23 protein-coding genes and 2 pseudogenes are annotated in these 23,995 nt (G+C 58.5%); 11 read left to right on the top strand and 14 right to left on the bottom strand.

All coding sequences use genetic code 11. The features are described 5' to 3' along the window. A partial coding sequence (locus AC3WOS_RS11865; RefSeq protein ID WP_492716149.1) for an ATP-binding protein occupies positions 1 to 273 on the top strand: 273 nt, incomplete at its 5' end. A 7-nt stretch (positions 274 to 280) separates the two neighbouring features. On the opposite strand, the gene AC3WOS_RS11860 is transcribed toward AC3WOS_RS11865, so the two are convergent. From AC3WOS_RS11860 to AC3WOS_RS11825, 8 genes and pseudogenes are all read right to left on the bottom strand, one after another. After that, on the bottom strand, positions 281 to 640 hold the full coding sequence (locus AC3WOS_RS11860; RefSeq protein ID WP_492716148.1) for a HepT-like ribonuclease domain-containing protein: 360 nt from the start codon (positions 638 to 640) through the stop codon (positions 281 to 283). Then, a complete protein-coding gene (locus AC3WOS_RS11855) occupies positions 637 to 927 on the bottom strand; it encodes a nucleotidyltransferase family protein (protein ID WP_492716147.1) in 291 nt (96 codons plus the stop codon). Before AC3WOS_RS11855 ends, AC3WOS_RS11860 begins: the two co-directional genes overlap by 4 nt. A gap of 404 nt (positions 928 to 1,331) precedes the next feature. Then, positions 1,332 to 3,107, bottom strand: a complete 1,776-nt coding sequence (locus tag AC3WOS_RS11850) for a putative bifunctional diguanylate cyclase/phosphodiesterase (protein WP_492716146.1) — start codon at positions 3,105 to 3,107, stop codon at positions 1,332 to 1,334. A 290-nt stretch (positions 3,108 to 3,397) separates the two neighbouring features. Beyond that, the gene (locus AC3WOS_RS11845) at positions 3,398 to 3,562 is read right to left on the bottom strand and encodes a hypothetical protein (protein WP_492716145.1); all 165 of its coding nucleotides are present in this window, start codon (positions 3,560 to 3,562) and stop codon (positions 3,398 to 3,400) included. A 54-nt stretch (positions 3,563 to 3,616) separates the two neighbouring features. Then, complete coding sequence (locus AC3WOS_RS11840; RefSeq protein ID WP_492716155.1) at positions 3,617 to 3,703, bottom strand: twin-arginine translocation signal domain-containing protein; 87 nt, start codon at positions 3,701 to 3,703, stop codon at positions 3,617 to 3,619. A 98-nt stretch (positions 3,704 to 3,801) separates the two neighbouring features. Continuing rightward, entirely contained in the window at positions 3,802 to 4,977 is a 1,176-nt protein-coding gene (locus AC3WOS_RS11835; protein ID WP_492716154.1) for a chromate transporter, read from the bottom strand. Between the two features lie 19 nt (positions 4,978 to 4,996). Next, the gene (locus AC3WOS_RS11830) at positions 4,997 to 5,260 is read right to left on the bottom strand and encodes a 3-hydroxyacyl-CoA dehydrogenase NAD-binding domain-containing protein (protein ID WP_492716153.1); all 264 of its coding nucleotides are present in this window, start codon (positions 5,258 to 5,260) and stop codon (positions 4,997 to 4,999) included. A gap of 1 nt (position 5,261) precedes the next feature. Beyond that, positions 5,262 to 5,336: pseudogene (locus AC3WOS_RS11825) on the bottom strand (hypothetical protein); the annotation flags it as partial. Between the two features lie 180 nt (positions 5,337 to 5,516). Between AC3WOS_RS11825 and AC3WOS_RS11820 the strand changes: the two are divergent. After that, positions 5,517 to 5,648, top strand: a pseudogene (locus tag AC3WOS_RS11820) (cache domain-containing protein); the annotation flags it as partial. A gap of 120 nt (positions 5,649 to 5,768) precedes the next feature. Here the strand turns inward: AC3WOS_RS11820 and AC3WOS_RS11815 are convergent. From AC3WOS_RS11815 to AC3WOS_RS11790, 6 genes are all read right to left on the bottom strand, one after another. Further along, entirely contained in the window at positions 5,769 to 6,701 is a 933-nt protein-coding gene (locus AC3WOS_RS11815) for an electron transfer flavoprotein subunit alpha/FixB family protein (protein WP_492716144.1), read from the bottom strand. A gap of 202 nt (positions 6,702 to 6,903) precedes the next feature. Further along, positions 6,904 to 7,653: an electron transfer flavoprotein subunit beta/FixA family protein gene (locus AC3WOS_RS11810; RefSeq protein WP_492716143.1), complete on the bottom strand. Its 750-nt coding sequence runs from the start codon at positions 7,651 to 7,653 to the stop codon at positions 6,904 to 6,906. A 90-nt stretch (positions 7,654 to 7,743) separates the two neighbouring features. Continuing rightward, on the bottom strand, positions 7,744 to 9,405 hold the full coding sequence (locus AC3WOS_RS11805; protein ID WP_492716142.1) for a methyl-accepting chemotaxis protein: 1,662 nt from the start codon (positions 9,403 to 9,405) through the stop codon (positions 7,744 to 7,746). Between the two features lie 476 nt (positions 9,406 to 9,881). Beyond that, positions 9,882 to 10,196: an NIPSNAP family protein gene (locus AC3WOS_RS11800; protein WP_492716141.1), complete on the bottom strand. Its 315-nt coding sequence runs from the start codon at positions 10,194 to 10,196 to the stop codon at positions 9,882 to 9,884. Positions 10,197 to 10,263: 67 nt separating this feature from the next. Continuing rightward, a complete protein-coding gene (locus AC3WOS_RS11795; RefSeq protein ID WP_492716140.1) occupies positions 10,264 to 12,786 on the bottom strand; it encodes an efflux RND transporter permease subunit in 2,523 nt (840 codons plus the stop codon). A 38-nt stretch (positions 12,787 to 12,824) separates the two neighbouring features. After that, entirely contained in the window at positions 12,825 to 13,928 is a 1,104-nt protein-coding gene (locus AC3WOS_RS11790; protein ID WP_492716139.1) for a WD40/YVTN/BNR-like repeat-containing protein, read from the bottom strand. A gap of 634 nt (positions 13,929 to 14,562) precedes the next feature. Between AC3WOS_RS11790 and AC3WOS_RS11785 the strand changes: the two genes are divergently transcribed. The 9 genes from AC3WOS_RS11785 (at position 14,563) to AC3WOS_RS11745 (ending at position 23,992) form a co-directional block, all read left to right on the top strand. Further along, positions 14,563 to 16,182, top strand: coding sequence for a DUF1302 domain-containing protein (locus AC3WOS_RS11785; RefSeq protein WP_492716138.1), 1,620 nt, complete (start codon positions 14,563 to 14,565; stop codon positions 16,180 to 16,182). A 23-nt stretch (positions 16,183 to 16,205) separates the two neighbouring features. Further along, the gene (locus tag AC3WOS_RS11780) at positions 16,206 to 17,573 is read left to right on the top strand and encodes a DUF1329 domain-containing protein (RefSeq protein ID WP_492716136.1); all 1,368 of its coding nucleotides are present in this window, start codon (positions 16,206 to 16,208) and stop codon (positions 17,571 to 17,573) included. Between the two features lie 334 nt (positions 17,574 to 17,907). After that, positions 17,908 to 18,825, top strand: a complete 918-nt coding sequence (locus AC3WOS_RS11775; RefSeq protein ID WP_492716135.1) for a TauD/TfdA dioxygenase family protein — start codon at positions 17,908 to 17,910, stop codon at positions 18,823 to 18,825. 60 nt (positions 18,826 to 18,885) lie between these two features. Beyond that, positions 18,886 to 19,197, top strand: a complete 312-nt coding sequence (locus AC3WOS_RS11770; protein ID WP_492716134.1) for a hypothetical protein — start codon at positions 18,886 to 18,888, stop codon at positions 19,195 to 19,197. A gap of 89 nt (positions 19,198 to 19,286) precedes the next feature. Beyond that, a complete protein-coding gene (locus AC3WOS_RS11765) occupies positions 19,287 to 19,805 on the top strand; it encodes a nuclear transport factor 2 family protein (protein ID WP_492716133.1) in 519 nt (172 codons plus the stop codon). Positions 19,806 to 19,915: 110 nt separating this feature from the next. After that, positions 19,916 to 20,806, top strand: coding sequence for an SDR family NAD(P)-dependent oxidoreductase (locus tag AC3WOS_RS11760; protein WP_492716132.1), 891 nt, complete (start codon positions 19,916 to 19,918; stop codon positions 20,804 to 20,806). Positions 20,807 to 20,878: 72 nt separating this feature from the next. After that, entirely contained in the window at positions 20,879 to 21,841 is a 963-nt protein-coding gene (locus AC3WOS_RS11755; protein ID WP_492716131.1) for an SMP-30/gluconolactonase/LRE family protein, read from the top strand. A gap of 56 nt (positions 21,842 to 21,897) precedes the next feature. Then, positions 21,898 to 22,953: an SDR family NAD(P)-dependent oxidoreductase gene (locus AC3WOS_RS11750; RefSeq protein ID WP_492716130.1), complete on the top strand. Its 1,056-nt coding sequence runs from the start codon at positions 21,898 to 21,900 to the stop codon at positions 22,951 to 22,953. Between the two features lie 130 nt (positions 22,954 to 23,083). Further along, complete coding sequence (locus tag AC3WOS_RS11745) at positions 23,084 to 23,992, top strand: isocitrate lyase/PEP mutase family protein (protein ID WP_492716129.1); 909 nt, start codon at positions 23,084 to 23,086, stop codon at positions 23,990 to 23,992. The last annotated feature ends 3 nt before the right edge of the window (positions 23,993 to 23,995 follow it).

Below are 23,995 nucleotides of genomic sequence, written 5' to 3'. Positions count from 1 at the left end.
TCTTGTTGTCATGCTTTAACTCCTCAGGTGGTGGATTTTCCACCTATTGAGGTGTCCGGGCAAATTAGACCACAGCAGTTCTTCCAGGTGATCGCGGCGTTGTACGAAAAAGGCAGCCTGATCGTGACGAGCAATCTGCCGTTCGGGCAATGGGACGCGACGTTCGCGCAGGACGCGACGCTGACGGCGGCGCTGCTAGACCGCTTGCTGCATCATGCCCACATCGTGCCCATCGCCGGCGAGAGCTACCGGCTCAAGCACCATGATAACTAGCTGCACTTCACCCTATGTTTACCAAGACATTCTGCACCTGTCCGAGCAGTCCCGGTAGATCGCCGTGAATCGTCTTCCACACAATCTCATAGTCAACCTTGAAGTACCCATGGGCGACGGCGTTGCGCATCTGGCAGGCGAACGCCAGCGGTAACTCGGGGTGTTGGCTCGCGAACTCCGGATAATGCTTTTGGATGTTGTTGCTGGCTTCGCCCAGGATCTCCAAGTTCCGGATTACTGCATCCTGCACCAGTTCATTTTGCAGAAACGCGACTTCGTCCAGCTCTTCCGTATAGCGCGCGATACGTTCGATCGCCTGTTGCATATGCGCCAGATAATCGATCAGGCGCTGCTTATCCTTACTCATACCGGCACAGCTTCAGCGAGAACGGTTGCCCTGAATTTCTCGGGCAACGCTTTCGGCGTAAGCACATCGACAGGCACGCCTAACAGCTCTAAAAGTTCGTGGCGGATGGCGCCGATGTCGAACAAAGTGGTCTCCGGCGTTGGATCGATGAGTAGATCCAAGTCGCTATCTTCCGTATCACAGCCTTGGAGTACCGAACCAAACACGCGAGGATTGCAGGCGCGATGCTCCTCCACGATCCGGCGGATCGCGTCGCGGTGTGTCTGAAACGCGGCGGAAGGCTTCATTTGGTTTGGTGTGCATGGAACAACGATATCAGAAGAGGATTCTACCACTATGATTTTCGCGACTCCGTGCCTGATAATTCCAGGCCGCTCTTTTGCACATCAAACAGTCCATAAGGACAAAGAACAAAATAAGCCAGCGCAAACGATCACATGGTCGATATCCATGTACACCTTGGGTACGACTGAAAAACATTTAGGGTCCACCACAAACAAAAAGGTCGTTGATGATCAAAACCGCATCATCAACGACCCCTGATTTTTCGTTTTAAATCAATGATTTAAAGCGAGCTCGTCACTCCCATTCAATTATCAACTACGCCGCCAAGCACCTGTTTCTATTAAGGTTTTTTGGAGTTGCTAACAGTAATACCATCAGAAATACCATCATTAACTTCCGGATGACTCTAATGCCACTTCGCTTCCCAGTCAGTGAATTGCTCGGCGGGCATGGGCCGGCTGATATGATAACCCTGTGCAACATCGCATCCCCATGCCGCCAGACGGTTCCATATCGCCAGGTCTTCCACCCCTTCCGCCACGACTCGCTTGCCCAGGTTGTGACCAAGCTCAATGGTCGAGCTGACAATGGCAGCGGAATCGGCATCGCGCATCAGGGGCATGACAAACGACTGGTCTATCTTCAGCGCGTCCACCGGCAATTTTTGCAGATAGCTCAGGCTTGAATAGCCAGTGCCGTAGTCGTCGATGTACAACTCGACTTCGAGCGTTTTCAGACGCCGCAACGTTTCCAGCGCGGCGACTGGATCTTCCATCAGGCTGCTCTCGGTCAGCTCGAACTGTATCCGCCCCGGCGCGATGCCCCAGGTCGAGAACATGCCGCGGATGCGGTCGACAAAGCCGGGGTCATACAGGTCGTGGGCCGACAGGTTGACCGCCAGCGCACGCTCCAGCCCCGCCTCTTGCCAGGCGTAAGACTGGCTGAATGCCGCTTCCAGCATCCAGTTGGTGAGCGGTGTAATCGTGCCGGCCTGCTCGGCCAGCTGGATGAATTCCACGGTCGACACCATGCCGTGCCGCGGGTGCTCCCAACGCACCAGCGCCTCGGCGCCGCACACGCGGCGCGAGACCATGTCGACCTTGGGCTGGCAATACAGCCGCAGCTCGTTATGACGGATGGCGCGGTGCAGATCCCCCATCAGCGACAGGCGGCGGGTATTTTCCTGTTCCTGGCCGCCGACATACATCGCGTAGCCGCCGCGTCCATGCCTGGCCTGATGCATGGCGGCGTTGGCACGTCGTATCAACGTCTCGGCGTCGGTGGCGTGACCCGGTGACAACGCGATGCCGATGCCCACGCGTGCATCGAGCATCAAGTCCGCGACTTCGACCGGTTCATCCAGTGTAATCATGAGGCGTTGCGCCACCTGGATCGCAGATTCAGCGCCACTATCGGGTAGCAGCAGCGCAAACTCCGCCTCCCCAACCCGCGCCAGCGTATCCCTGTCGCCCACGACCAGCGCCAGCCTTGCTGCCAGCGCCTGCAGCAAGGCGTCGCCGGCGCGGTAGCCCAGTACTTTGTTGATTTCGCGAAAGCGTCCCACTTCCAGATGCAACAGCGCCAACGAACGGTTCCGTTGCCTGGCCGCCTGCATGGCCCCCTCCAGCGTTTGCAGCAGCAGGGTGCGGTTGGGTAAATCAGTCAACGCATCGTAATAGGCCAGACGCTCAATGGTGGCCTGGGCAGCGCGGTGTTGCTCTCGCGTACGCAGGCTGGCGATACCATAGGCCAGGTCGTCGGCCAATTCTTGCAGTAAGCTGAGCTCTTCCTGGTCGAAGGCGTCCGGCTCGGCCGCCGCCAAGACCAAGCCACCCAGGACCACGTCATCGAGGTACAGCGGAAAGGCGGTGACTGAAGCGTATTGGTGCTCGATCGCATGTGCGCGCAGGCGCGCGTATTCCTCTCCGGCATAGCCGGGATCGGTGAGCAGATTCCGCGCGACGCTGGGCTGGCCCGTGCGGATGGCAGTGGCGAGAGCGCCGTTGCCCATGCCTATACCATGGTCGGCCCAAGTGAGCCGCTGCGTGCGGAGAAAGTCGAGATCGGTGCCCACGCTAGTCATCCAGCGGATGCTCCTGTTGTCGTCGTACTCGGCGTAGCCGACGGCAGCGACCCGGTAGCCGCCCAGCTCGACGATCACCCGGCACATATCGTGCAACAATTCCCCTTCCCCACCGGCCCGCAGCAAGGTCCGGTTGCCAGCGCTCAGCGTGCGCAGAGCGCGGTGGGTACGCGCCAGTTCCCGCGCCGCGTCGTTAGGCGGCGCCGGGGCCGGGGCGCCAACGCCAGAGGTGTCAGTAGAATGTGCCATTGGCCGGGCTCGGTGAGCTACGGATAAGGCTATTTTATACCTAGTGCAACCTGGTGCACCGCCGCACCGCCACGTGGCGCCGTCCTGCCCCACACCCGGCAAGCCACGCCCGTCAAGCGTGCCGAACCGTCAGGATCGCGCTAGAACGAATGCCGTATCCCCGTCATGGCACCGGCCTGGTTCATGCCAGCGGCCACCGTGCCGCCAGCGTCGATGGCGACGGCTGCCTTCCCGGCGTTGCGCAGATAGCCCAGCGAAGCGTACGAGGCGGTGCGGCGCGATAGATAATATGTTGCGCGCCCCACTCGTGGAGTCGTCGCCCGAGCGCTGCACGTCCAGACGGGACAATTGGCTGTTGCCTACCCAGTTATCGCCGACAGGGCAGCTGAAACGAAGGCTGTGCCAGCTGCGGCGGACGCTTGAATGAATTGACGACGTGACGACATGGCATTCTCCTGTAATGTTGGAAAAAAACGCCCGTCGGCGGCGAAGTCCGGTATCCGGCCACGGCTGGCGCAGTCATGGATCCTCTCGCAATGCAGGCTCAATGGTTTAACAAAGGATAGATGAACAGGCCCAGCACCGCCGCGCCGGCTACGACGACAGACTCCTGCAGCTTCTTGATTTTCCACAGCAACGCCACAGCGACCAGGGCGATCAGCGCAGTCGGGATGTCGACGATCGAACGCCGCGCGATCACGATCACGGAGCCAGTGATGGCGCCTACCGCCGCCGCGGTGATGCCATCGACGAACGCCAGCACACCAGTCAGCTTGCCGTACTTCTTGAAATACGGCGCCGGCAGTATCGTGAACAGATAGCATGGGATGAAAGTGGCCAGCGCGGCCACCGTAGCGCCCGGCAGGCCCGCAATCAGATATCCGATGAAGCCGACGGTGATGACTACCGGCCCCGGCGTAATCATGGACACGGCCACCGCATCGACGAACTGCTTGTCGTTAAGCCAGTGGTGTTCCGTCACTACGCCGCTATAGAGGAATGGCACGATGGCCAGGCCCGATCCGAACACGAAGACGCCCGCTTTGGCGAAGAAGATGCCAATCTGGCTCAGCAGCGACCAGTCGATGCCGGTGACAACCGCCGGCATGGACGGTGCTTGCACCAACACGACGGCGGGCATGCTGCCTTTGCCCAGCCACTCGGGCGGCGCCCGCAGCAGCCACACCAGCACACCAGCGGCAATGAATAGCCAGGCCACCTCCGATTCGGTCGCCACCGTCACGCCTGCCAGCAGTAGATAGATCGCCCACAGGAGCTTGTCCTTACCAACGCTCTTGAGCGTCAGTTTCCTGGCACTGGTGGCAATGAGCGCAATGACGGCTGCGCCCACGCCATAAAACACCGCCTGCATCCACGGCAAGCCGCCAAAGTGCACGTAGGCCCAGCCCAGCGCTACGACCATCAAGAACGATGGGAGCACAAACGCAATGCCAGCCAGTGCCGCTCCCAGTACATGATAGTGGACGTAGCCCATGTAGATGCCGAGCTGAGCCGCCAAAGGCCCTGGCGCAATCTGCGCCAGCGCCAGCCCTTCCTTGTAGTCGCCTTCACTGATCCAGCCACGCTCTTCGACCAGGTCGCGGTGCATATAGCCGACCAGTGCGACCGAACCGCCAAAGCCCAGCGTCCCTAGCCGCAGCATATAGCGCACCATTTGCCATAGCGTGTACGGTGGCCTGCCCTTCGACGATTCCTGCATGTTCACGTGGTTTCCCTTTCTAATTTCCTGAAACTGATCGCGGTTCGCTGCCAAAGTGGAGGTAGAGCGCATCGAGTACAAACGTCATATCCGAGCGCACAATTTCCAACAAGCGCATGACATTGGCCGGGCTGAAGAAACGCATGCCAACGAAATCTACGGCGCACCCGCTTGCTTCGGCCAGCACATCGATGTCAAGTGTGGACGTGTTGCTGGCTAAAAATCGCGCCAGGCCGGCATATCGCCCCCAAGCGGTGCACCACCTGCTTCTTGATGTCGAGATGTTCAAATACGGTTTCGATGACTAGGTCGCAATGGCCCAGGTCCTGGCCATCGAGCGAGCCCGTCAGAAGCGCCATGCGCGCCGTCAGCCTCCTCCCGGCTCAGCTTTCCCTTGGTCACGTTGGCGTCATAGTTCTTGCTGGCGATGCCGAGGCCGCGCTCCAGCGCCTGCGCTGTCGTGTCGCCTGGGCAACGCGGAGCTTGCGTCTACTGGCGGCATCGCGGCCATGGCATGCTGACACAAGGATCGCGACGTCTATATCGCCGTGGACGATCTCGAAGGCAATATGCTGGCCCACGGCGGCAACCCAAGAATCGTGGGCAAAGCCATGATGAATACACGGGACGCGGGCGGCAGGTACTTCGTCCAGGATCGAGGCAGGTGTTAGATCTCGTCCCCGATCAGGTACGACGGCAATACAGCTTGCAGCACCGGCGGTGGCCATTTCTGCGTTTCGGTGCAAAATATAAAATGGTCTACGATAGTCATTTTTACAGTTCCCTGCGATTCAAGGTAAAGTGGCCGCCAATTGCGGCACAATGTCGAACAGGTCGCCGACGATACCGTAGTCGGCCACCGTAAAAATGGGGGCTTCAGGATCTTTGTTGATCGCCACGATGATCTTCGAATCCTTCATCCCGGCTAGATGTTGGATCGCGCCGGAGATGCCGACCGCGATATACAACGACGGCGCCACGATCTTGCCGGTCTGGCCCACTTGCCAGTCGTTCGGCACGTAACCGGCGTCGACTGCGGCGCGCGACGCGCCCATCGCCGCGCCCAACTTGTCGGCCAGCGGTTCAAGAATCTTGAACGCGTCGCTAGACCCCATGCCGCGGCCGCCTGATACGATGATCTTGGCAGAGGTCAGTTCCGGACGGTCGGACTTGGCCAGTTCACGGCCGACGAAGGCGGACTTGCCGGAATCGGCAACCGCCAATATTGATTCCACGGCAGCCGCACCACCGCTTGAAGCGGCTGCGTCGAAACCCGTGCTACGCACGGTAATGACTTTGACCTTATCCGATGATTGCACGATGGCGATCGCATTGCCCGCGTAAATGGGACGTTCGAAGGTGTCGGGCGAATCGACCCTGGTGATTTCCGAGACCTGGGCCACGTCCAGCCTGGCTGCCACGCGCGGCAGGATGTTCTTGCCGTAGGCGGTGGCCGGGGCCAATATGTGTGAATAGTTCCCAGCCAGCGCCAGCACCTGTTCGGCGATGTTTTCAGCTAGGCCGTCGGCTAAGTGTGCAGCGTCGGCCACCAGCACTTTCGTGACGCCGGCGATTTTCGCAGCCTGCGCGCTGGCTAAGCCGACGTTGCCGCCGGCGACCAGAATATGGACTTCGCCGCCGCACTGCGCCGCAGCGGTGACGGTGTGGTGGGTGCTGCCTTTCAGGCCCGCGCTATCGTGTTCTGCGAGAACTAGCGTACTCATCTTGGTCCTTCCAGTTGTTCAGTTGTCGCATGGAGTTGCACGCCAGCGGCGCAATAATTCCACCCCAGTTGCTGCCGAATCTGCTCGCTGTTCGGCAGGCACTGTCCGGTTTGCCTGCGTTCTGCCAGCCATGCCCTGACCTGCTCTTTGGTGGGACGATGTATCCTGTCCATGGCGCGCTCCTTTGCATGCACGTTAATGTTTAAATGACCTTGGCGGTGTTACGCAGCTTGTCGACCAGCGTGGCCACATCCGGTACCTTGATGCCGGCCGAACGCTTGGCTGGTTCGACGACTTTGAGGAACTTCAGTCGAGGGGTTACGTCGACACCCAGGTCTTCCGGTTTAACCGTTTCCAGCGACTTCTTCTTGGCCTTCATAATGTTCGGCAGCGTCACATAACGCGGCTCGTTCAAGCGCAGATCGGTGGTGATGATCGCTGGCAACGTCAGCAACAGGGTTTCGAGGCCGCCATCCACTTCGCGGGTAACGATGGCTTTGCCGTCTTCCAGCACGACTCTCGACGCGAACGTCGCTTGCGGCCAGCCCAGCAGTGCCGCCAGCATCTGGCCGGTCTGGTTAGAATCATCGTCAATCGCCTGCTTGCCCAAGATAATCAGTTGCGGCTGCTCTTTGTCAGCCAATGCTTTCAGCAGCTTAGCCACCGCCAGCGGTTCCAGCTCGGTCGCGGTTTCCACCAGGATGCCGCGGTCGGCGCCAATCGCCATGCCGGTGCGCAGCGTTTCCTGACACTGGGCTACGCCGGCCGACACGGCCACCACTTCGGAAACGATGCCCGCTTCTTTCAGGCGGGTCGCCTCTTCCAAAGCGATCTCGTCGAACGGGTTCATCGACATTTTCACGTTGGCGGTATCGACGCCAGTGCCGTCGGACCTGACGCGCACTTTGACGTTGTAGTCGACCACGCGTTTTACAGGCACCAGGACTTTCATGCATTACTCCTCAATTGACAAAAATCTATCGGCCGTTCTCCGGCGCTGACTTAGCTTCCCGTACCATCAGGGAGGTGGCCTTGCAACGAACTACTGGCCTACGCGGACTTCACGCAGCGTGAGCGGCGCCTGACCATCATGCCCCAGCCGAGGCGGCATGGCGGGCGGGCACAATGCGTCGTCGGCTACGGCTTCGCCAATTCCGGCGTCGGTTTCGCATAAAGTAAAAAAGCGCACCACCTCCGCCAATTGTCTGGCCTGCATCCGCAGCGATTCCGAGGCCGCACTGGTCTGCTCCACCAGCGCGGCATTTCGCTGAGTCATTTGGTCCATCTGAGTGATGGCGCCGCTGACCAATTCGATGCCGGCACGCTGTTCCTCGCTGGCCTCACGGATCGCGCCCATGATGCCGGCCACGCGCTGGACCGCAACAAGCGTATCGCTCATGGTGCTGCCGGCACGATCGGCCAGCCCATGTCCGATGTTGACCTGATCGACCGATTCGCGAATCAACGCGGCGATTTCCTTGGCCGCCAACGCGGAACGCTGCGCCAGACTGCGCACTTCGGCCGCCACCACGGCAAAGCCACGGCCTTCACTACCGGCCCGGGCCGCCTCCACGGCGGCATTCAATGCCAGGATATTGGTTTGGAATGCAATGCCATCGATGACGCCAATGATGTCGGCGATCCGGCCAGAAGAGGACTTGATCTCGCCCATCGTATTGATCACCTGCGCCAGGATGTCGCCAGCGACAACGGCCGTTCGCGTGGCAGAAGCGCTCAGTTGGTCGGCCTGTTCGGCATTGGCCGCATTCTGGGTCACTGTCGCTGTCAGTTCGGTCATCGAAGCGGCGGTCTCTTCCAGCGACGCCGCCTGCTGTTCGGTACGCCTGGACAAATCCAGGGTGCCACTGGCGATGTCAGACGAGGCGGCGCCAATGGTATCGGTGCCATTGCGCACTTCGCTGACAATATGCGCCAAACTGCCGTTCATATGCTTTAGCGACCGCATCAGTTTGCCGGTTTCGTCATGCGAACCTACCGCGATGTCGGCCATCAGGTCGCCTTGCGCGACACGCTCTGCCACGGCAACCGCATCGTTCAATGGCCGGGTGATGCCACGCGCCACCGTCAGCGCAGTTGCCCCGCCAAGAACGCAGGCCAGCGCCGCCAGCGCCAGCATCATGAGGAAGGCTTTCTTGCTGATGGCGACCGCCTGTTTGCCTGCCTCGACCACGCTATCCTGCTGATATTGGATCAGGCGATCGAGGGTATTGAGATAATTTTCACTCGACATTTTTATCTCCGGGAACAAGTTGCGGGCGCGCTCCAGGTCGTCCGTTTTTACCGCTTCGACGAAGCTTCGTTGCGCGGCCAGGTACACGCCGCGCATTTCCTCGACGCTGCCAATAAGTTCCTTGCCCTCTTTCGTCGTCATCATGGTGGCGCGCAGTTGCGCGATATTCTTGCCTCCGAACTCAGTGGCCTGATCGATGATGGACAGCGCCCCAGGAATACTGCCGGCGTCAATCTGGATATCCCGGATGCTGCCGACGGCGTCAAGGGCATCGGCCTTGATCAGGTTCGCCAGGATGGTTTGCGGATAGCGTTCCCCGACAATGTTGTCGATCCCGGCCGTGCTCTGAAACAGACTGAAAGCACCGATCCCGGTCGTGGCCAGCATGAGCAGGATCAGCAGACCGAAACCTGCCCCCAGCCGCTGACCGATATTAAGGTTGCCCAGCTTCATACGATGCGCCCTTCAGGTATGACGCAGCTCAGCCCGATGCAATATAAGCCGCCGTGCCGCCCCGTGGATACCTGGCTGCTGTGGTGCATGTCGACAACGATACGAATAGCGAACATCACTCCTCCTTATTAATTTTTTTAGCCAAACGCTTTTTTGGGCGCGGCCCGTTTGATATGAGAAATTCTAGGCTTCGCCCTGGCAAAAAAGAATACGAATAACTTACCCAAAGTGTTCAAGGCTAGAGTAAAACGACCACCTCGTCCCCAACCGTTCTCGCATGGCTACTCAGCGTACGCGCCGATGAAACGCGGGCCGTCTTTGCGGAAATTGAAGTGGCAAGAAAGTAGCAGGAAGTCCGCGTGGAACGCTGCGAAGGGTCAGGCCTGGCGTGAAGCGACTGGCCCAGTGCGGGCCATGAAGGGGGGGAACCCGGCCATGACGGCCGGCATTCACCAGCTAAGGTAGCCGCGGCAGCTTCAGGGACTGAAAGGAAGTGTGGTGCAAACGGAAAGCGTCTCGGATTCCACATGTTCGCGCAATGCGAGGAACACTTCGCTAAAATCCGGAATTTCTCCCGTGCTGGCAGCTTCCAATACTTTGGTCACGGCATCCGCGCTTGGTATGGCCCAAATATCAGTTATTTCGGAAAAGTCTCCGATGACGGGATGAAACGCGCCCAGTAACGTCCAGCCATAAGGCTTCAAAATCGGCACGAACTTGGCAAGTTGCTCCGCGGCTTCGGCCACATGGCCGTATTTGACTCTTAATCGTGCAATGAGGTAGAGGTTCATAAGGTTCTTCAGTTGATCCTGGATTCGAAAGGCCATGTTGTTGGCTACGGCCTGCTTCACTGATGATTCACAGCGCTTGTTTGTGACGCGTTTGTGGCGCGACATATTGGTCACCCATGTCACCGCCTCCCAGCGGCATGGCCGGGCCGATGGGCTTGCGCCGATCGGCCCCGACATTACGCAAGAAGAAGTGCGACAACGCCGGCACCAGCACCAGGGAGCCAATCATATTGACGACGAACATAAACGTCAGCAGGATACCCATGTCGGCCTGAAAGCGTATCGGCGACCAGGCCCAGGTGATCACGCCGGCAGCCAAGGTCACCCCCACCAGGGCAACCACCTTGCCGGTAAATGCCACGGCATGCCGGTACGCTTCAGTCAGGGGCTCACCGGCACGCAGAAATGCCATTTGTGCGCTAAGCAGGTATAAGGAATAGTCCACTCCGATGCCCACGCCGAGCGCGATCACAGGCAAGGTCGCCACTTTGACACCGATGCCGAGCAACACCATCAAGGCTTCCGCCAGCACCGATGTCAGTATCAATGGAAGGATGGCGACGAGCACCGCGCGCCAACTACGAAAAGCGACTGCGCACAGCACGATGACGACCGCATAGACGTACAGCAACATATGGACATTGGCGGCCTTGACCACGATGTTGGTCGTCGCCTGTATGCCGGCGTTTCCTGCTGCCAGCAAGAATTGACGGTCCGGTGTATCGTGTTCGGCGGCGAAGGTTTTGACCGTTTCCACCAGGCGCGTCAGGGTTTCCGCCTTGTGGTCCGTCAGGTACGCCAGCACGGGCGTCAACGAGCACGCTGGTGTAATGAATTCCGAATTCCATCCCAGCGCGACATTGACCTGGGGATCGATCACGGCTTGGTTCGAACTGACGGTCAGCCACTTGGGGTTGCCTTCAAAACTGCCGGCGGAGTAAGAGCGGACCGTGCCGGCCAGCGATGCCGTCCTTTGCACACCAGGCAATTGCTCTAACTCCCAGCTTAGCCGATCAACTTCCACCAAGGTCTGATACGAACGGCACTGGTCTGGCGGTGTCCTGACCATTACCGCGAACACATCGCTCGATATGCCATAGTTCGCGGCAATATACGCGTCGTCGCGGTTGTAGCGCGAATCCGCCCGCAGCTCCGGGGCGCCGGGGTCAACGTCTCCCGTCTGCAGCTTTAACGAGACCAGGTAACCACCGATTCCGAGCGCCCCCGCGATCAGCACGGCAGCGGTGGCCCAGCGACGTTCGGTCAGCCGATCGAGCATGCCCCAGATGACGCCGACGCCACGGTTGCGGTTTTCCACTTGCTCTTCCTTCAGGCTGCGCTGAGCCGCCTTGGGGCTGACGCCGGTGAACGAGAGCAGCACCGGCAATAACAGAAGGTTGGTGAAGATCAGGACAGCGACGCCCATGCTTGCCGTCAGCGCCAGATCGCGAATCACCGGAATGTCAATCACCATCAGCACGGCAAAGCCGACCGCATCGGCCAGCAGCGCGGTTGCGCCCGCCATGAACAGACGCCGGAAGGTATAGCGGGCGGCCACCAGCTTGTTGGTGCCACGTCCGACGTCCTGCATGATGCCGTTCATCTTTTGTGCCCCATGACTGACGCCGATCGCAAAGATAAGGAAAGGCACCAGGGCGGAGAACGGATCGAGTTCGTAACGCAGCATCACCAGCAGGCCAAGCTGCCAGGTGACGGCAACCACTGAACACATGACTACGATGAACGTGCTGCGCAGGCAGCGCGTGTAAAGGTAGATGATCACTGCGGCAATGACTGCCGCAGCGGCGAAGAAACTCATCACCTTCACCAGTCCGTCAATAAGGTCGCCCACCAGCTTCGCGAAACCGACAACGTATATTTTCACGCCGCGTGTTTGGCCGGCGGCGGCTGCACCACCGGCGCCAGTTTCATACTTGGCACGAATCACTTCAAGCGCGGTCGCGAGCGCATGGTAATCCAGCGCTTTTCCTTGCGCATCGACGTCGCGCAAAGGCACCACGATCATGCTCGACTTTAAGTCATTGGCCACCAGGCTGCCGATCAAGCCGGCCCGCTGGATGTTGATCTTCAGCTTCTCGACCATCGGCGGCGAACCATCGAAGTCCTGCGGCATCACCGGTCCGCCACTAAAGCCCTCCTCGGTCGCTTCGGTCCAGCGCACGACAGGCGCCCAGATCGATCGCTGCCAGGTCCGATCGACACCCGGTAGCAAGAATATTTCATCGTTGATTTTGGCCAGCGTCGCCAGGTATTGAGGATCGAAGATGTCGCCGTTGGGATTCTCGACGACGACCCGTACCGAATCGCCCAGCCCGCGCAATTCCGCGCGATTCGCCTGATAGTTCTTGATGTACTGGTGACCGACCGGCAAAGTCTTTTCGAAACTCGCGCTGACCTGCAATTTCGGGATCTGTGCTGCGAATATTGCCGTGAGCACGATGCAGACCACCAGCATCGCTACCCGATGGTTAAATACCAGCCGCTCCAGCCAGTTTCCAGATCTTCGATCGAAGTTCCGGATATCGGCCACGACTGGCATTTCCCTTAAACTGTCTTTGTTTTCAAGCATGTCAATTCTCTTGTTCTGAATATCTGGAGGCGTGTCGCTCAACGGAGCGCCAGCACCTTTACGCCGTCGATTCCGACGACTCCCAACGCCCGCTCGCCAACGCATGCCACACCAAAATACGAGGGCATCGCCTCCAGGCCCGTTACCGGCTTGAAGCGCTTACCGCCGTCCTCGCTCACCAGCACCTGCCCCGCCTGATTGACGAGCGCCAGGTACCCGTTGGGGAGCATGGCGCCGCCCGTGATACCGGCCCGGCTTCCGATGTCAACCTTGTCCCACGTCTGGCCCTGGTTTGTGGATCGGTATGCGGTGCCGCTCATGCCGAACACGACGACGGACGCCGGCGTCACGATCGCGCCGAAGAGGGTGCCGTTATAGGGGGTCGGTACCGCGACGAAACGGCGCGTTGGCGCATCGAGGCGCCATACCTTGCCCTGCTCGCCGACGATGTAGCGCTGGTCGCCGCTGCCGCGAATGGCGTACAGATGCAGCTCTCCCGGATTATCGATTCGTTCCGACCAGGGTACCCAGGACTTGCCGCCATCATCGGTATGGAACAGGCGGTTGAATGCACCAATGACATACCCACTCCTGTCGTTGTCGAATGAAACGTCGAAAAGCGGGCCGGGCGCTCCGCCTTCGGCCTCGGCGAGTTGCGCCTTGGCTTGCTTTCGAACGGCGTCAGACGCCGCATCGGGACCTGCTTTGGCGTAATAGCTCTCCGCGATACGCGCCGCTTCGCGTCCGTCGAGCTGACGCGCCCATGTCAGGCCGCCGTCTTCCGTATGCAGGATCACGCCTTCGTGACCGACGGCCCACCCCATGCGTGATGAGGAAAACGTGACAGCAACGAGATCGGTGCTCACCGGCACCCTCGCTTGGGTCCACTGCCGGCCGCCGTCGTCGGAGTACACGATATGCCCCCGCAAGCCAACGCCTACCACGCGTTGCCCAGCGGCGGCGACGGCCAGCAAGGGGCTTTTGGCGGCCAGGGCGCTCGGCCGGGATGGCGTGTCCAGCGGCCCTTTAAATGACGTGGCGGCGCCTGCCGCACCGCACAGCAGTCCCGCCAACAGCACAGCCAGTGGAAGCAGGCGCGGTGTCGATCTCGCACCGCTACCTTGCATTGATTCAGTGTTCATGAGTCTCCTCAGTCAATCATATAAACCGTGCCCTTGGGCACAGACTTCCTGCAGTCACGCCGGTTCCGGTCATGGCCCGTTGAACGGGACCGCCGACGGTATGCTCCATTCTTGCCGCGGCTCCCCGCCCAGGCAAGAAAAGCCCTCGTTGCGGAACGTGTAACGCTTATGCAAAGCGAGTACCTGGCGCTAGCGTTCCCACATGGCGCATGCCGCCGGTGTCACGTGGCGCGGATACCCGACCAGCGAAGCAAGGGACCGATTGCGATGTTTGGGTCCGAAGACCCGACGGAAGTCGACCTCTTCTGAGTTCAACGGAAATGAAACAGGCAATTGGCCAAGGCGCCAGTCGAACACCACCGGAGACGTGCCGTTTCAGTCAAGTCTTGAACACTTTGGATAAGCGATGTCGCACCCGCGCCGGTGTTCCCGCGCCTACTATTATTAAACCCAGGATGGATCCGTTGAGGATGCACACCGAACGGCTGCTATCTTTACTTGGGGAGGAAGCAACACATGCGATCGCCGTCAAGCGCGGCGGCAACCCTTGCAGCTGGTTTGGTGCGGAGGCTGGCGTCGGACAGGACGCTTCCAAGATTTGTACATTTCAAGACAACGATAACGAAGGAGACACATGAAATTGCACTCATACACAAAGTCCGGGCATGCCGCGATCTCGGCCTCGGCTTTCCTCATGCTGCTGCCAGTGTTGGCCGCGCATGCGGGCGAGATCGAACAGGACAATCCGGACCTCAAGATCCGGTTCGACAACACGATTCGCTACAACCTGGGAGTGCGTACAAAAAAGCAGGATCCGGCGATCATGAACACGTACACGTATGCCAACTCGGATCTGAAGTTCGACCGTGGTGACATCATCACCAACCGCGTCGATCTGTTGTCGGAGTTCGACGTGGTCTACAAGAAGAACCACGGCCTGCGTGTGAGCGCACAGGGCTGGTATGACGCGGCCTATGACCGCAATGAGATCACCAACCCGGCTTTGCCTGGCAGTTCGGCGTATCCGAACCAACGCTTCACCAATTATGCCAAGCGTTGGAACCAGGGGCCTTCGGGCGAGATTCTGGATGCGTTTGTCTTTACCAATTTCGACATCGGCGACATCTCAACCAACGTCAAGGTCGGTAGCCACAATCTATATTGGGGCGAGTCCTTGTTCAGCTTTGTCCACGGCGTCTCCTATTCGCAAGGGCCAGTTGACATTCGCAAAGCATTGGCGACGCCAGGTGTAGAGGCGAAGGAGCTATTTAAACCACTGAACCAGATTTCCTTCGGATCCCAACTGACCCCCACGCTTAGCGTCGCCGGCCAGTACTTCCTCGACTGGAAGCCATCAACGCTTCCAGACGGCGGCACGTATTGGGGCGCCCTCGACTTTGTCAGCATGGGTGGCGGCACTGTGCTTCCGAATGGACTGCCATTCGCGGGCATCAACCACAAACCCGACAATAAGCGTGGCGACTGGGGCTTGATGACACGCTGGAGCCCGGCCTGGCTGGATGGTTCACTAGGCGCTTACTATCGCGAATATACCGACAAGTTGCCTCTGTTTGCGCTGGCGTCAGACTTCAGCAACCTCGGACTCGACTATCAAAGCAAGCGTGCGACATTGGTTGGCGTAAGCATGTCCAAGAGCATTGGCGGTATCGCCTTCGGTTCCGAAATATCACATCGCCGCAACGGCGCGCTCCTCATGGGGCCGATGACAACGGTCGGCACCGAACCGGTGGGCGATACCTGGCACGCGCTGGTCAATGCCCTGGGATATGCAGGAAAGACGCCGCTCTTCGACTCGATGGTGTGGATGACGGAACTGACGTACAGCCGCCTCGATAAGCTGCGGTCCAATGGCGCGAACTTCAACTCGGTGGACTATGGCTGCCGCGCCCTGGTGAACCAATTGAGCTGCGCGACGAAGGACGCCTATGGCATCGCAATAAAGATCGAACCGAAGTGGTTCCAGGTCGTGGAGGGCGCCGATTTGTCGATGCCGATCTTCTATACGACCGGTCTGAAGGGGACTTCGCCCGTCCTGTTCGGCGGCTACAAGGGCAGCGGCAGTTATAGCCTTGGGCTGAACCTCGACTATCAGAACAAATACCTGGTCTCGCTGGCGTACAACGGCGTGATGACCAAACGTACGATCGTCGGTAACACCGTCATGGATGTCGGTGGCATTGGCGCCCAGTGGGACCGCAATAACGTGACGTTGACACTCAAAGCAACGTTCTGAGCTTGACAATAAGGAGACATTTCATGATGAAAATTAAAATTAAACTCACCATCCTCGCGGCATGCATGACGGTGGCGGCATCGGCCAATGCTGCGGTGAGCCCGCAGGAAGCGGCCAAGCTGAATGGCACACTCACCCCCTGGGGTGCGGAAAAAGGCGCCAACAAGGACGGAACTATTCCAGCCCATGGTGAGCGCGTCAAACCCCCATCAAACTGGGATCCAAAGAAGCCAGGAATACGCCCCGATCCGTTTGCAAGCGAGAAGCCACTTTACTCCATCGATGCCAAGAACATGGACAAGTATGCCGACAAGCTCAGCGCAGGCGTTAAGGCCATGCTGGTGAAATATCCCACATTCCGTCTTGACGTCTATCCAACCCATCGCACGATGCAGTATCCAAAATGGTATCAGGACAACTCGATTAAAAATGCGACGGCCTGCAAAACCAGTCCCGATGGTGTGAAGCTGGAGGGATGCTATGGAGGCACACCGTTCCCGATTCCGAAGAACGGAATTGAAGTGATGTGGAACCATTCGCTCGTGTTCCTTGCCGCGAAAGGCATGGAAGGAACGTTCACGGCTTGGTACGTCCCGCCCTCCGGCAAGGCTGTACTGCAGGGAGAAAACCCCGCTGTTTTCGAATCCCCGTTCTTCGACGAAGACCAGAAGGGGCCCAATCCATCGGACACGCCGATCTACCGATTCCGGATGGATACGACGGGACCTGCCCGCAAGGCCGGCGAACGACTCATTCAATCGATTGGCGCTGATGGCAAGGAATCCCTCTGGCAGTATTTGCCGGGTCAGCGCCGGGTAAAGCTATCGCCAGACCTGTCCTACGATACGCCAAACCCGCAAAGTGGCGGGGCTAGCACGATGGACGAGGTGCGCGTCTTCCAGGGCGCGCTGGATCGTTTCGACTTCAAGCTTGTAGGAACGAAGGAGATGATCATGCCCTATAACGTCTTCAAGATGTATGATCAAAAGTCCTGTCCGATTGACGCATTGTTCCAGCCCGGGCACTACAACTCAAACTGTGTGCGCTGGGAATTGCATCGCACCTGGGTGGTAGAGGCGGTAGTCAAGCCAGGCAAGCGGCACATTTATCCCAAACGGACGTTCTACTTTGACGAAGACATCCCGAATGCAGGCATGGGAGACAATTATGACGCATCAGGCAAGCTGTATCGCACGACGATCAGCTTTCCAATGCCATTCTACGAAGTGGATGGCGTAAATCCGATGCTTTTTGGCACCTTTGATGTATCGAATGGCGCCTATCTTTCCTGCTGCTTTGGCGGAAGTACAGGCGGCTTGAATCCGACCATGAAGAAAGCTTCCCCAACGTATTTCACCCCGGACGCGCTCGCCAATTCGGGTATCCGCTAAAGATCGGTGGCTTAGCCTTGCCCCTGCCCATTGCACGATGGGCAGGCGGCCCCGCCTCGTCTGCCGGACGCCCCCTCCCCGCTCCGCGCATTGTCCGCCCGCGTACAGCGCAGCGTAACCATTGTGGCCAGCTCCGAGGCGTGCGCTTTTATCGCCAGAGATGCTTCCATTTCGTACGGGGAAATGCTACCGGCCGGCCGATGCGGCATTTTAAAATAATCCAACAAGATATTTTCAGAAGATCCTTAATAATAATTGTTTTAATAATAAACACATTCGCCAGATTAATTTCGCCGCGCATTGGGTTAATTATCAACAATAGATGGAGACAAAAATGGCTTTTCATCTCGAACCAGTATCCGAATCGTTTACCGCAGTAGCGAGCGGTATCGATCTGAGTAAACCGCAGGACCCCGGGACGATACAGGAAATCGTCAACGGCATGGACAAATACGCTGTCATGATCTTTCGCGGCCAGGCGCTGACGCAGAGCGAGCAAATCGCCTTTGCACGTCAGTTCGGTCCAGCCGACACTCGACTCGACGAGATTATGCGCAAGATTCAAACGCGCATGGAATATACCGAAATAAGCGACATTTCTAACGTCGATGCCTCCGGCAAGGTCGCCACCAAGGACAACCGTCAAGCGATGATGAACATCGGCAACCGGATCTGGCACACGGACAGTTCCTTTATGGATTACCCGTGGCGCTATTCGATGCTGTACGCGGTGACCGCCGTCAGCTGGGGCGGCGAAACACAGTGGGCCGACCTACGCGCCGCTTACGACGCACTCGACGCCCGCGACAAGGCGCAGGTGCAGGATCTGGTCGGTGAACACTATGCGCTGCAGTCGCGCATGACCCTCGGCTATACAGACAGCAGCCAAGCCGAACTTGAGCTGTTCCCGCCAGTGCGCTGGCCATTGGTGCGCACCCATGCCGGTTCCGGGCGAAAGCTCCTGTTTGTCACCAATGCGATCCGCGAGATCATCGGCATGTCGCTTCCCGAAGGCCGGCAACTGATTCAGGATCTGCTTGAGCACGCGACACAGCGGGAATTCCTCTACACCCACACGTGGCGGCCAGGAGATCTGGTGATCTGGGATAACCGCGCGGTATTGCATCGGGGCAGACGCTTCGATATGCACGAACGCCGCGAAATGCGCCGCGTCGCCACCGTGGACGACATCCCCTCCTTACCCATTGACGAAGCTTCACGTACCCGCGTATACGGCCGGCCTTGCATCTGAGCTGACTGGAAATCATACAAGTAGTATTCATTAAACATGTTATATCAAACGGAAAGCCGTATGGAACATTCTGAGATCCGAAGGAACGACACCCTGTTGCGGTCCTACAGCATAAATCCGGGTGACTGGGAACCTTTCCTTGAGGTTTGGAGGCGCATCGTGGCAGTTCGAAAACGCCATGGCTTCGAGGTCTTGTTCGCCTTCGTCGATAAAAAAAATAATGTATTCACCTGGGCAGTTCGCCACGACAACGATATAAACGCCGCGGCGGACAAATATTATAAAGATCCTGACAGGGTCGCCTTGGAATATGTTGGAAATTATGTCGCAGATTACAAAGTTACCGAGGTATATCGCGAGCCGATTCCCTAATCCGTATTTCCACGCCCGTTATTACGCAATGCACGATGAACCGATCGGCGTTAATCAATCGATAGACTAATTACTCAGGAGATATTATTTTGGACGTCCCCCGTGATGAACAACTACGCGAGCTCATCGCCCGCCAACAAATATATGACGCGTTGATGCGTTACTGCCGGGGTGTTGATCGCCTCGACAGGGAAATGATGCTTTCCGCCTACCATCCTGGCGCGCGCGACAACCATGGAAGCTTTGACGGGCCAGTGGAGGATTTTGTCGAATGGGTGATCCAGCGCCATCGCGATCAGATTATCTCTTGCACGCATTTTGTCGGAAATGTGTTCATCAAGTTCGAAGGTGATGTCGCGTACTGCGAATCCTATGTCATCGGATCGCACCGCCTGACCATCGATGGCGTACTCCAGGATATGACCGGTTTAGCCCGGTACGTCGATCGATTCGAAGTCCGGGATGGCAAATGGAAGATTGCCGACCGATTTGTCGTGTTCGACAAGGACAGGCTCGAACCGGTAGTCGGCCAATGGAATGGCCCGCTCACCCAGGCGCTGCTCAAGGGTACCCGGGATCGGCAGGATGCGTCCTACCGATACTTTTGACGAGCAGTGCAGGTATCGATCATCGTCGCCAGGGCACCTGGACCGATGATTCTCAAGTCAAACAACTTCAACTGAAATATTGAGTCAAGCAACTTTTTTCGGAGGTTTACATGAAAAATCTTAAAGGTCGTACTGCAGTCGTTACTGGTGCAGGTAGTGGTATTGGGCGCGCCATCTGTTTGGCGCTGGCCGGTGAAGGCGTCAATGTCGTGGTTTCGGATATTGAGGAGGCCGCGGCGCAGGCAGTCAGCAAGGAAGTGGTAGCCTTGGGCGTGCGCGCGATTGCTGTTAAGACGGACGTCGCTCGTTTGGAAGAGGTTCAAGCACTGGCGAACGCCGCCTACGCGGAGTTTGGCGATGTGGACATCCTCTGCAACAATGCTGGCGTCGCTTTCCGGCCATTCCGGGCTATCTGGGACACCAGCTACGCCGATTTCCAATGGATGGTGGGCGTCAACATCTGGGGCGTTATTAATGGTATCCACGTGTTCGTACCACGGATGCGCCAGAAGGCCGGCGAGAAGCACATCATCAACACGTCCTCCATTTCCACGCTGTTTACCGTCCCCGGCAACGCCACTTACACGATGACAAAAGGGGCGGTCGACGGCCTGTCTCAGGTTATCCGTGAGGAGTTGATGGCCGACAACATCGGCGTGACCATTCTCTACCCGGGACATGTGAAAACGAAGGTGTCCACCAGCGCCCGCCTGCGTTCAACGGCGGAGCAGGAAGCCAATAGCAAAGTACGTTCTTACGACAGCTATGCGCAGGAGCGTGGCGAGGCCGCCAAAGGCACCGCGGCCGGTGTAGCGGGCGGCGGCGTCCATCTGATCGGTGCCGGTGATATCGCCCGTCCAATCGAAGCGGAAGAAGTCGGTCCCATGGTAATCGATGCGATCCTGAACAATCGGCTCTATTGCATGACGCATCCGGCGCCGCGCGAAGGCATCGAAACCAAAACCCGGGAGCTGTTGGACGGCTATCACCCGGTCGCCTGATGTACTTCTGAAGCAAATATGCATCGTTCTTTCATATCGGAATGAACTAAACACAATTCAATGGAGCAAAGCATGGAACACTATCCAATGCGGGAAGTAGCGAGCGGCCTGGGCTTTATCGAAGGACCGATGGCGCTGCCGGATGGCCGTATTTTATTTACCGATGTAGGCGGCGGCTGGTTGATGACGGTCGATCCTGTTTCCGGAGAGGTCGCCAAGTTCGCTGAAACCAAGGGTGGCCCGAACGCCGCAGCCATCGGACCTGACGGGTTTTACTACGTCTGCAATAACGGCGGGCTGGGAATGTCGAAGTCGCCGCAGGGATACACCCTGCCAATCGCCGGCTCGCATGGCGATCAGCCAATTGCGGCCGGTATTCAACGGGTAAGTCCTGACGGCAAAGTGGTCACGACGCTGTACAGCGAATGCAACGGAGTGCCTTTGGTCGCGCCGAATGACCTGGTGTTCGATTCGAGCGGCGGATTCTATTTCACCGACACCGGCCATCCCCATGGCCGCGATGCCGATCTTGGCGGCCTTTATTATGCGAAGGCGGACGGCAGCAGCATTGTGGAACTGATCCACGAAGCGGCCCCGCACGCCCCGCTTACCCAGCCGAATGGCTGTGGCCTGTCGCCGGATGGAAGCCGTGTCTACGTTGCGGAAACCGGCTCCGGCCGGCTCTGGTACTGGAATATCGAAAGTCCGGGCAAACTGGCTGCAACGCCCGAAGCTTTTTCCGCAAACGGCGCTGTGTTTCTGTACGGTATGGACGGCTACAATTTCTTTGACTCCCTGGCAGTCGACTCGGCAGGCAACGTCTGCGTCGCGACCATCATGAAAGGCGGCATCAGTGTCGTGACGCCCGAGGGACAACTGAAGGACTTTATTCCCCTGCCTGTTTATGATCCGTTCCCCACCAATATCTGCTTCGCTGGTGAGGGCTTGAGTAAAGCCTACGTCACTGCAGCGGGCACGGGCAGGATCTATGAAATTGAATGGCCGCGCGCTGGGTTGGCGCTGAATTACGGCTGACCAGCAGGCAGCAGCCAGCAGGAAAGAGACACGATGACACATGAATGGAGCAATCAATGATCGAACTTCGCTTTGATGGACAGGTGGCCCTGGTGACGGGCGGTGGCCGAGGGCTGGGGCGAGACTATGCGCTATTGCTGGCGTCACGCGGCGCAAGTGTCATCGTGAATGATCCCGGGCTTGGCCTGCCGGGCCAGGCCCGCGATCGGCAAGCCGCGCAGGAGGTAGCGAACGAGATTGTCGCTGCAGGTGGCAAGGCGATAGCACACTTCGACCATCCGGACTCGCCCGAAGCGGCGGTCGCCCTGGTTCACTCGGCACTTGCCGCTTTCGGACGACTCGACATTGTCGTCAACACCGGCGGCGACTGTGTCCCCCGGCTCAACGCCGAAGCAAATGCATCCGCAGCGTTTGAGGCGCTGTGGCGAGCCCACGTCGTCGGCGCCCTTTACATTGGGCGCGCCGCCGCGGCGCACATGAAGGCGCAACGCTATGGGCGGATCGTCAACTCGGCGCTGCATCCGGATTGCCAGGGCGCTTTCGGCAGCCTTGAATATGCCGCAGCCAATGGGGCCGTGCATGGCCTGACACTTGCACTATCGCTGGAGTCGGCGGAGCATGGCGTCGGCGTCAATACCATCGTTTCCTCGACCGGCACGGTGCCGCCTTTAGCCGCTTGGCTGTGCCACGAAGATTGTCCTGCCAATGGTGAAAGCTATGACACCCTGACATTGGAAACCGGCGCATCAATCCGCGGCGCGGTACCGCCCTCGCCCGCTGCGTCATACCGGGCCAGCGAGCAGCATGGCAAGGACGCCAAGGCCGTCTATCTGGTCGGGGCGATCAACGTGGACAATCATGAAGGTTATGACGCGTATCGTCGCGCGACAGGACCATTGCTCATGGCTATGGATGGTGTCGAGATTATTTCTGCCGATGACAAGCCGGAAATCTTCGAAGGCAGGCAACCTGCGAATCATCTATTCATCGTCAAATTCCGGGACCAGGGAACGCTGCATAACTTCTACCATTCCGATGCGTACACTGCCATTAAACGCCATCGCATCGATTCCAGCACCGCCCGATTCTTGATGGGGATGCGTAGCGTCTAGCGACTGCGCAGCAGGCGAGAATTAACGCGTCGAGCTACGCCTTCCGCTCCAGCTCTGTCTTCCGCATGCGCTCGCATCGGTAGCGCCAGCGTCCACGTACATCAATATTCAACAAATAAGGGAAAATCATATGCGCATGACGACGAAGTTGAAACAACTGCTCGGACAGGAGATGGTTGTGGCGCCGAGTTGCTTTGATCCTTTGTCAGCCCGCCTGGCGGAGCTGGCGGGGTTCCAGGCTATCCATCTGACCGGTCTGGGCATCGAGGCGACGCAACTTGCCGCCCCTGATCTCGGTCTCCTTACGCTCACTGAAATCGCGTCCCACGCGGCAAGGATCGCCTCGGCGATCGGAATTCCGATACTGGCTGACGTCGATACCGGCTTTGGCGGCGTGCTCAACGTGCGCCGGACCATCCGTGAAATGGAACGAGCCGGCGTGGCGGGCGTCCATATCGAAGACCAGGCCATGCCCAAACATTGCCCCCTGCTTGCTGGTCGCCAAGTGGTGTCACGCGCAGAAGGGATCGACCGCATCAAGGCCGCCTGCGACGCCAGGACCGATGCGGATTTCATCATTGTAGCGCGCAGCGATGCCGATGTATTTTCGTTCGACGAGGTGGTTGAACGCTGCAACCTCTATCTCGAGGCAGGTGCCGACATGGCCATGCCCATGATCATGAACGTGGAGGGTAAATCATATTTCAGTTTGCCACCGGATGAGCAAATGGACTGGGCACGACGTCTCACGCGGGCAATCGAGGGGCCAGTCATGGGGATGGGGAACAGTCCGCCGGCAGGTTATAGCGCCAAGGATATGGCCGAGGCGGGATATTCCTTCATCATGTTCGCCGGGACGGCGCTTGGCGCCGCGGCCAACGCCATGGCCGAGGTGTTTGGCGAGATCAGGAAAAATGGCAGCGATGCCGCCTATTTCGCTGCCCACCCCGGAACCTATCAGGATCCCCTCACCTTGATGCGGGCCGTGCACCTTGATGCATACGCCGATTTCGAGCGCGAACACACCAGCCCCCTCTAGGGA

The sequence above is a fragment of the Rugamonas sp. FW305-51 genome (assembly GCF_058786935.1).
Note: the sequence above shows the minus strand (reverse complement) of the source record. Positions and strands in the feature narration are given on the sequence as shown.

What these genes read in the sequence shown, in the direction of transcription:
- AC3WOS_RS11860 (WP_492716148.1), bottom strand. Translation starts at nt 640, where the DNA reads ATGAGTAAGGATAAGCAGCGCCTGATCGATTATCTGGCGCATATGCAA.
- AC3WOS_RS11855 (WP_492716147.1), bottom strand. Translation starts at nt 927, where the DNA reads ATGAAGCCTTCCGCCGCGTTTCAGACACACCGCGACGCGATCCGCCGG.
- AC3WOS_RS11840 (WP_492716155.1), bottom strand. Translation starts at nt 3,703, where the DNA reads ATGTCGTCACGTCGTCAATTCATTCAAGCGTCCGCCGCAGCTGGCACA.
- AC3WOS_RS11835 (WP_492716154.1), bottom strand. Translation starts at nt 4,977, where the DNA reads ATGCAGGAATCGTCGAAGGGCAGGCCACCGTACACGCTATGGCAAATG.
- AC3WOS_RS11815 (WP_492716144.1), bottom strand. Translation starts at nt 6,701, where the DNA reads ATGAGTACGCTAGTTCTCGCAGAACACGATAGCGCGGGCCTGAAAGGC.
- AC3WOS_RS11810 (WP_492716143.1), bottom strand. Translation starts at nt 7,653, where the DNA reads ATGAAAGTCCTGGTGCCTGTAAAACGCGTGGTCGACTACAACGTCAAA.
- AC3WOS_RS11805 (WP_492716142.1), bottom strand. Translation starts at nt 9,405, where the DNA reads ATGAAGCTGGGCAACCTTAATATCGGTCAGCGGCTGGGGGCAGGTTTC.
- AC3WOS_RS11800 (WP_492716141.1), bottom strand. Translation starts at nt 10,196, where the DNA reads ATGAACCTCTACCTCATTGCACGATTAAGAGTCAAATACGGCCATGTG.
- AC3WOS_RS11795 (WP_492716140.1), bottom strand. Translation starts at nt 12,786, where the DNA reads ATGCTTGAAAACAAAGACAGTTTAAGGGAAATGCCAGTCGTGGCCGAT.
- AC3WOS_RS11790 (WP_492716139.1), bottom strand. Translation starts at nt 13,928, where the DNA reads ATGAACACTGAATCAATGCAAGGTAGCGGTGCGAGATCGACACCGCGC.
- AC3WOS_RS11785 (WP_492716138.1), top strand. Translation starts at nt 14,563, where the DNA reads ATGAAATTGCACTCATACACAAAGTCCGGGCATGCCGCGATCTCGGCC.
- AC3WOS_RS11780 (WP_492716136.1), top strand. Translation starts at nt 16,206, where the DNA reads ATGATGAAAATTAAAATTAAACTCACCATCCTCGCGGCATGCATGACG.
- AC3WOS_RS11775 (WP_492716135.1), top strand. Translation starts at nt 17,908, where the DNA reads ATGGCTTTTCATCTCGAACCAGTATCCGAATCGTTTACCGCAGTAGCG.
- AC3WOS_RS11770 (WP_492716134.1), top strand. Translation starts at nt 18,886, where the DNA reads ATGGAACATTCTGAGATCCGAAGGAACGACACCCTGTTGCGGTCCTAC.
- AC3WOS_RS11760 (WP_492716132.1), top strand. Translation starts at nt 19,916, where the DNA reads ATGAAAAATCTTAAAGGTCGTACTGCAGTCGTTACTGGTGCAGGTAGT.
- AC3WOS_RS11755 (WP_492716131.1), top strand. Translation starts at nt 20,879, where the DNA reads ATGGAACACTATCCAATGCGGGAAGTAGCGAGCGGCCTGGGCTTTATC.
- AC3WOS_RS11750 (WP_492716130.1), top strand. Translation starts at nt 21,898, where the DNA reads ATGATCGAACTTCGCTTTGATGGACAGGTGGCCCTGGTGACGGGCGGT.
- AC3WOS_RS11745 (WP_492716129.1), top strand. Translation starts at nt 23,084, where the DNA reads ATGCGCATGACGACGAAGTTGAAACAACTGCTCGGACAGGAGATGGTT.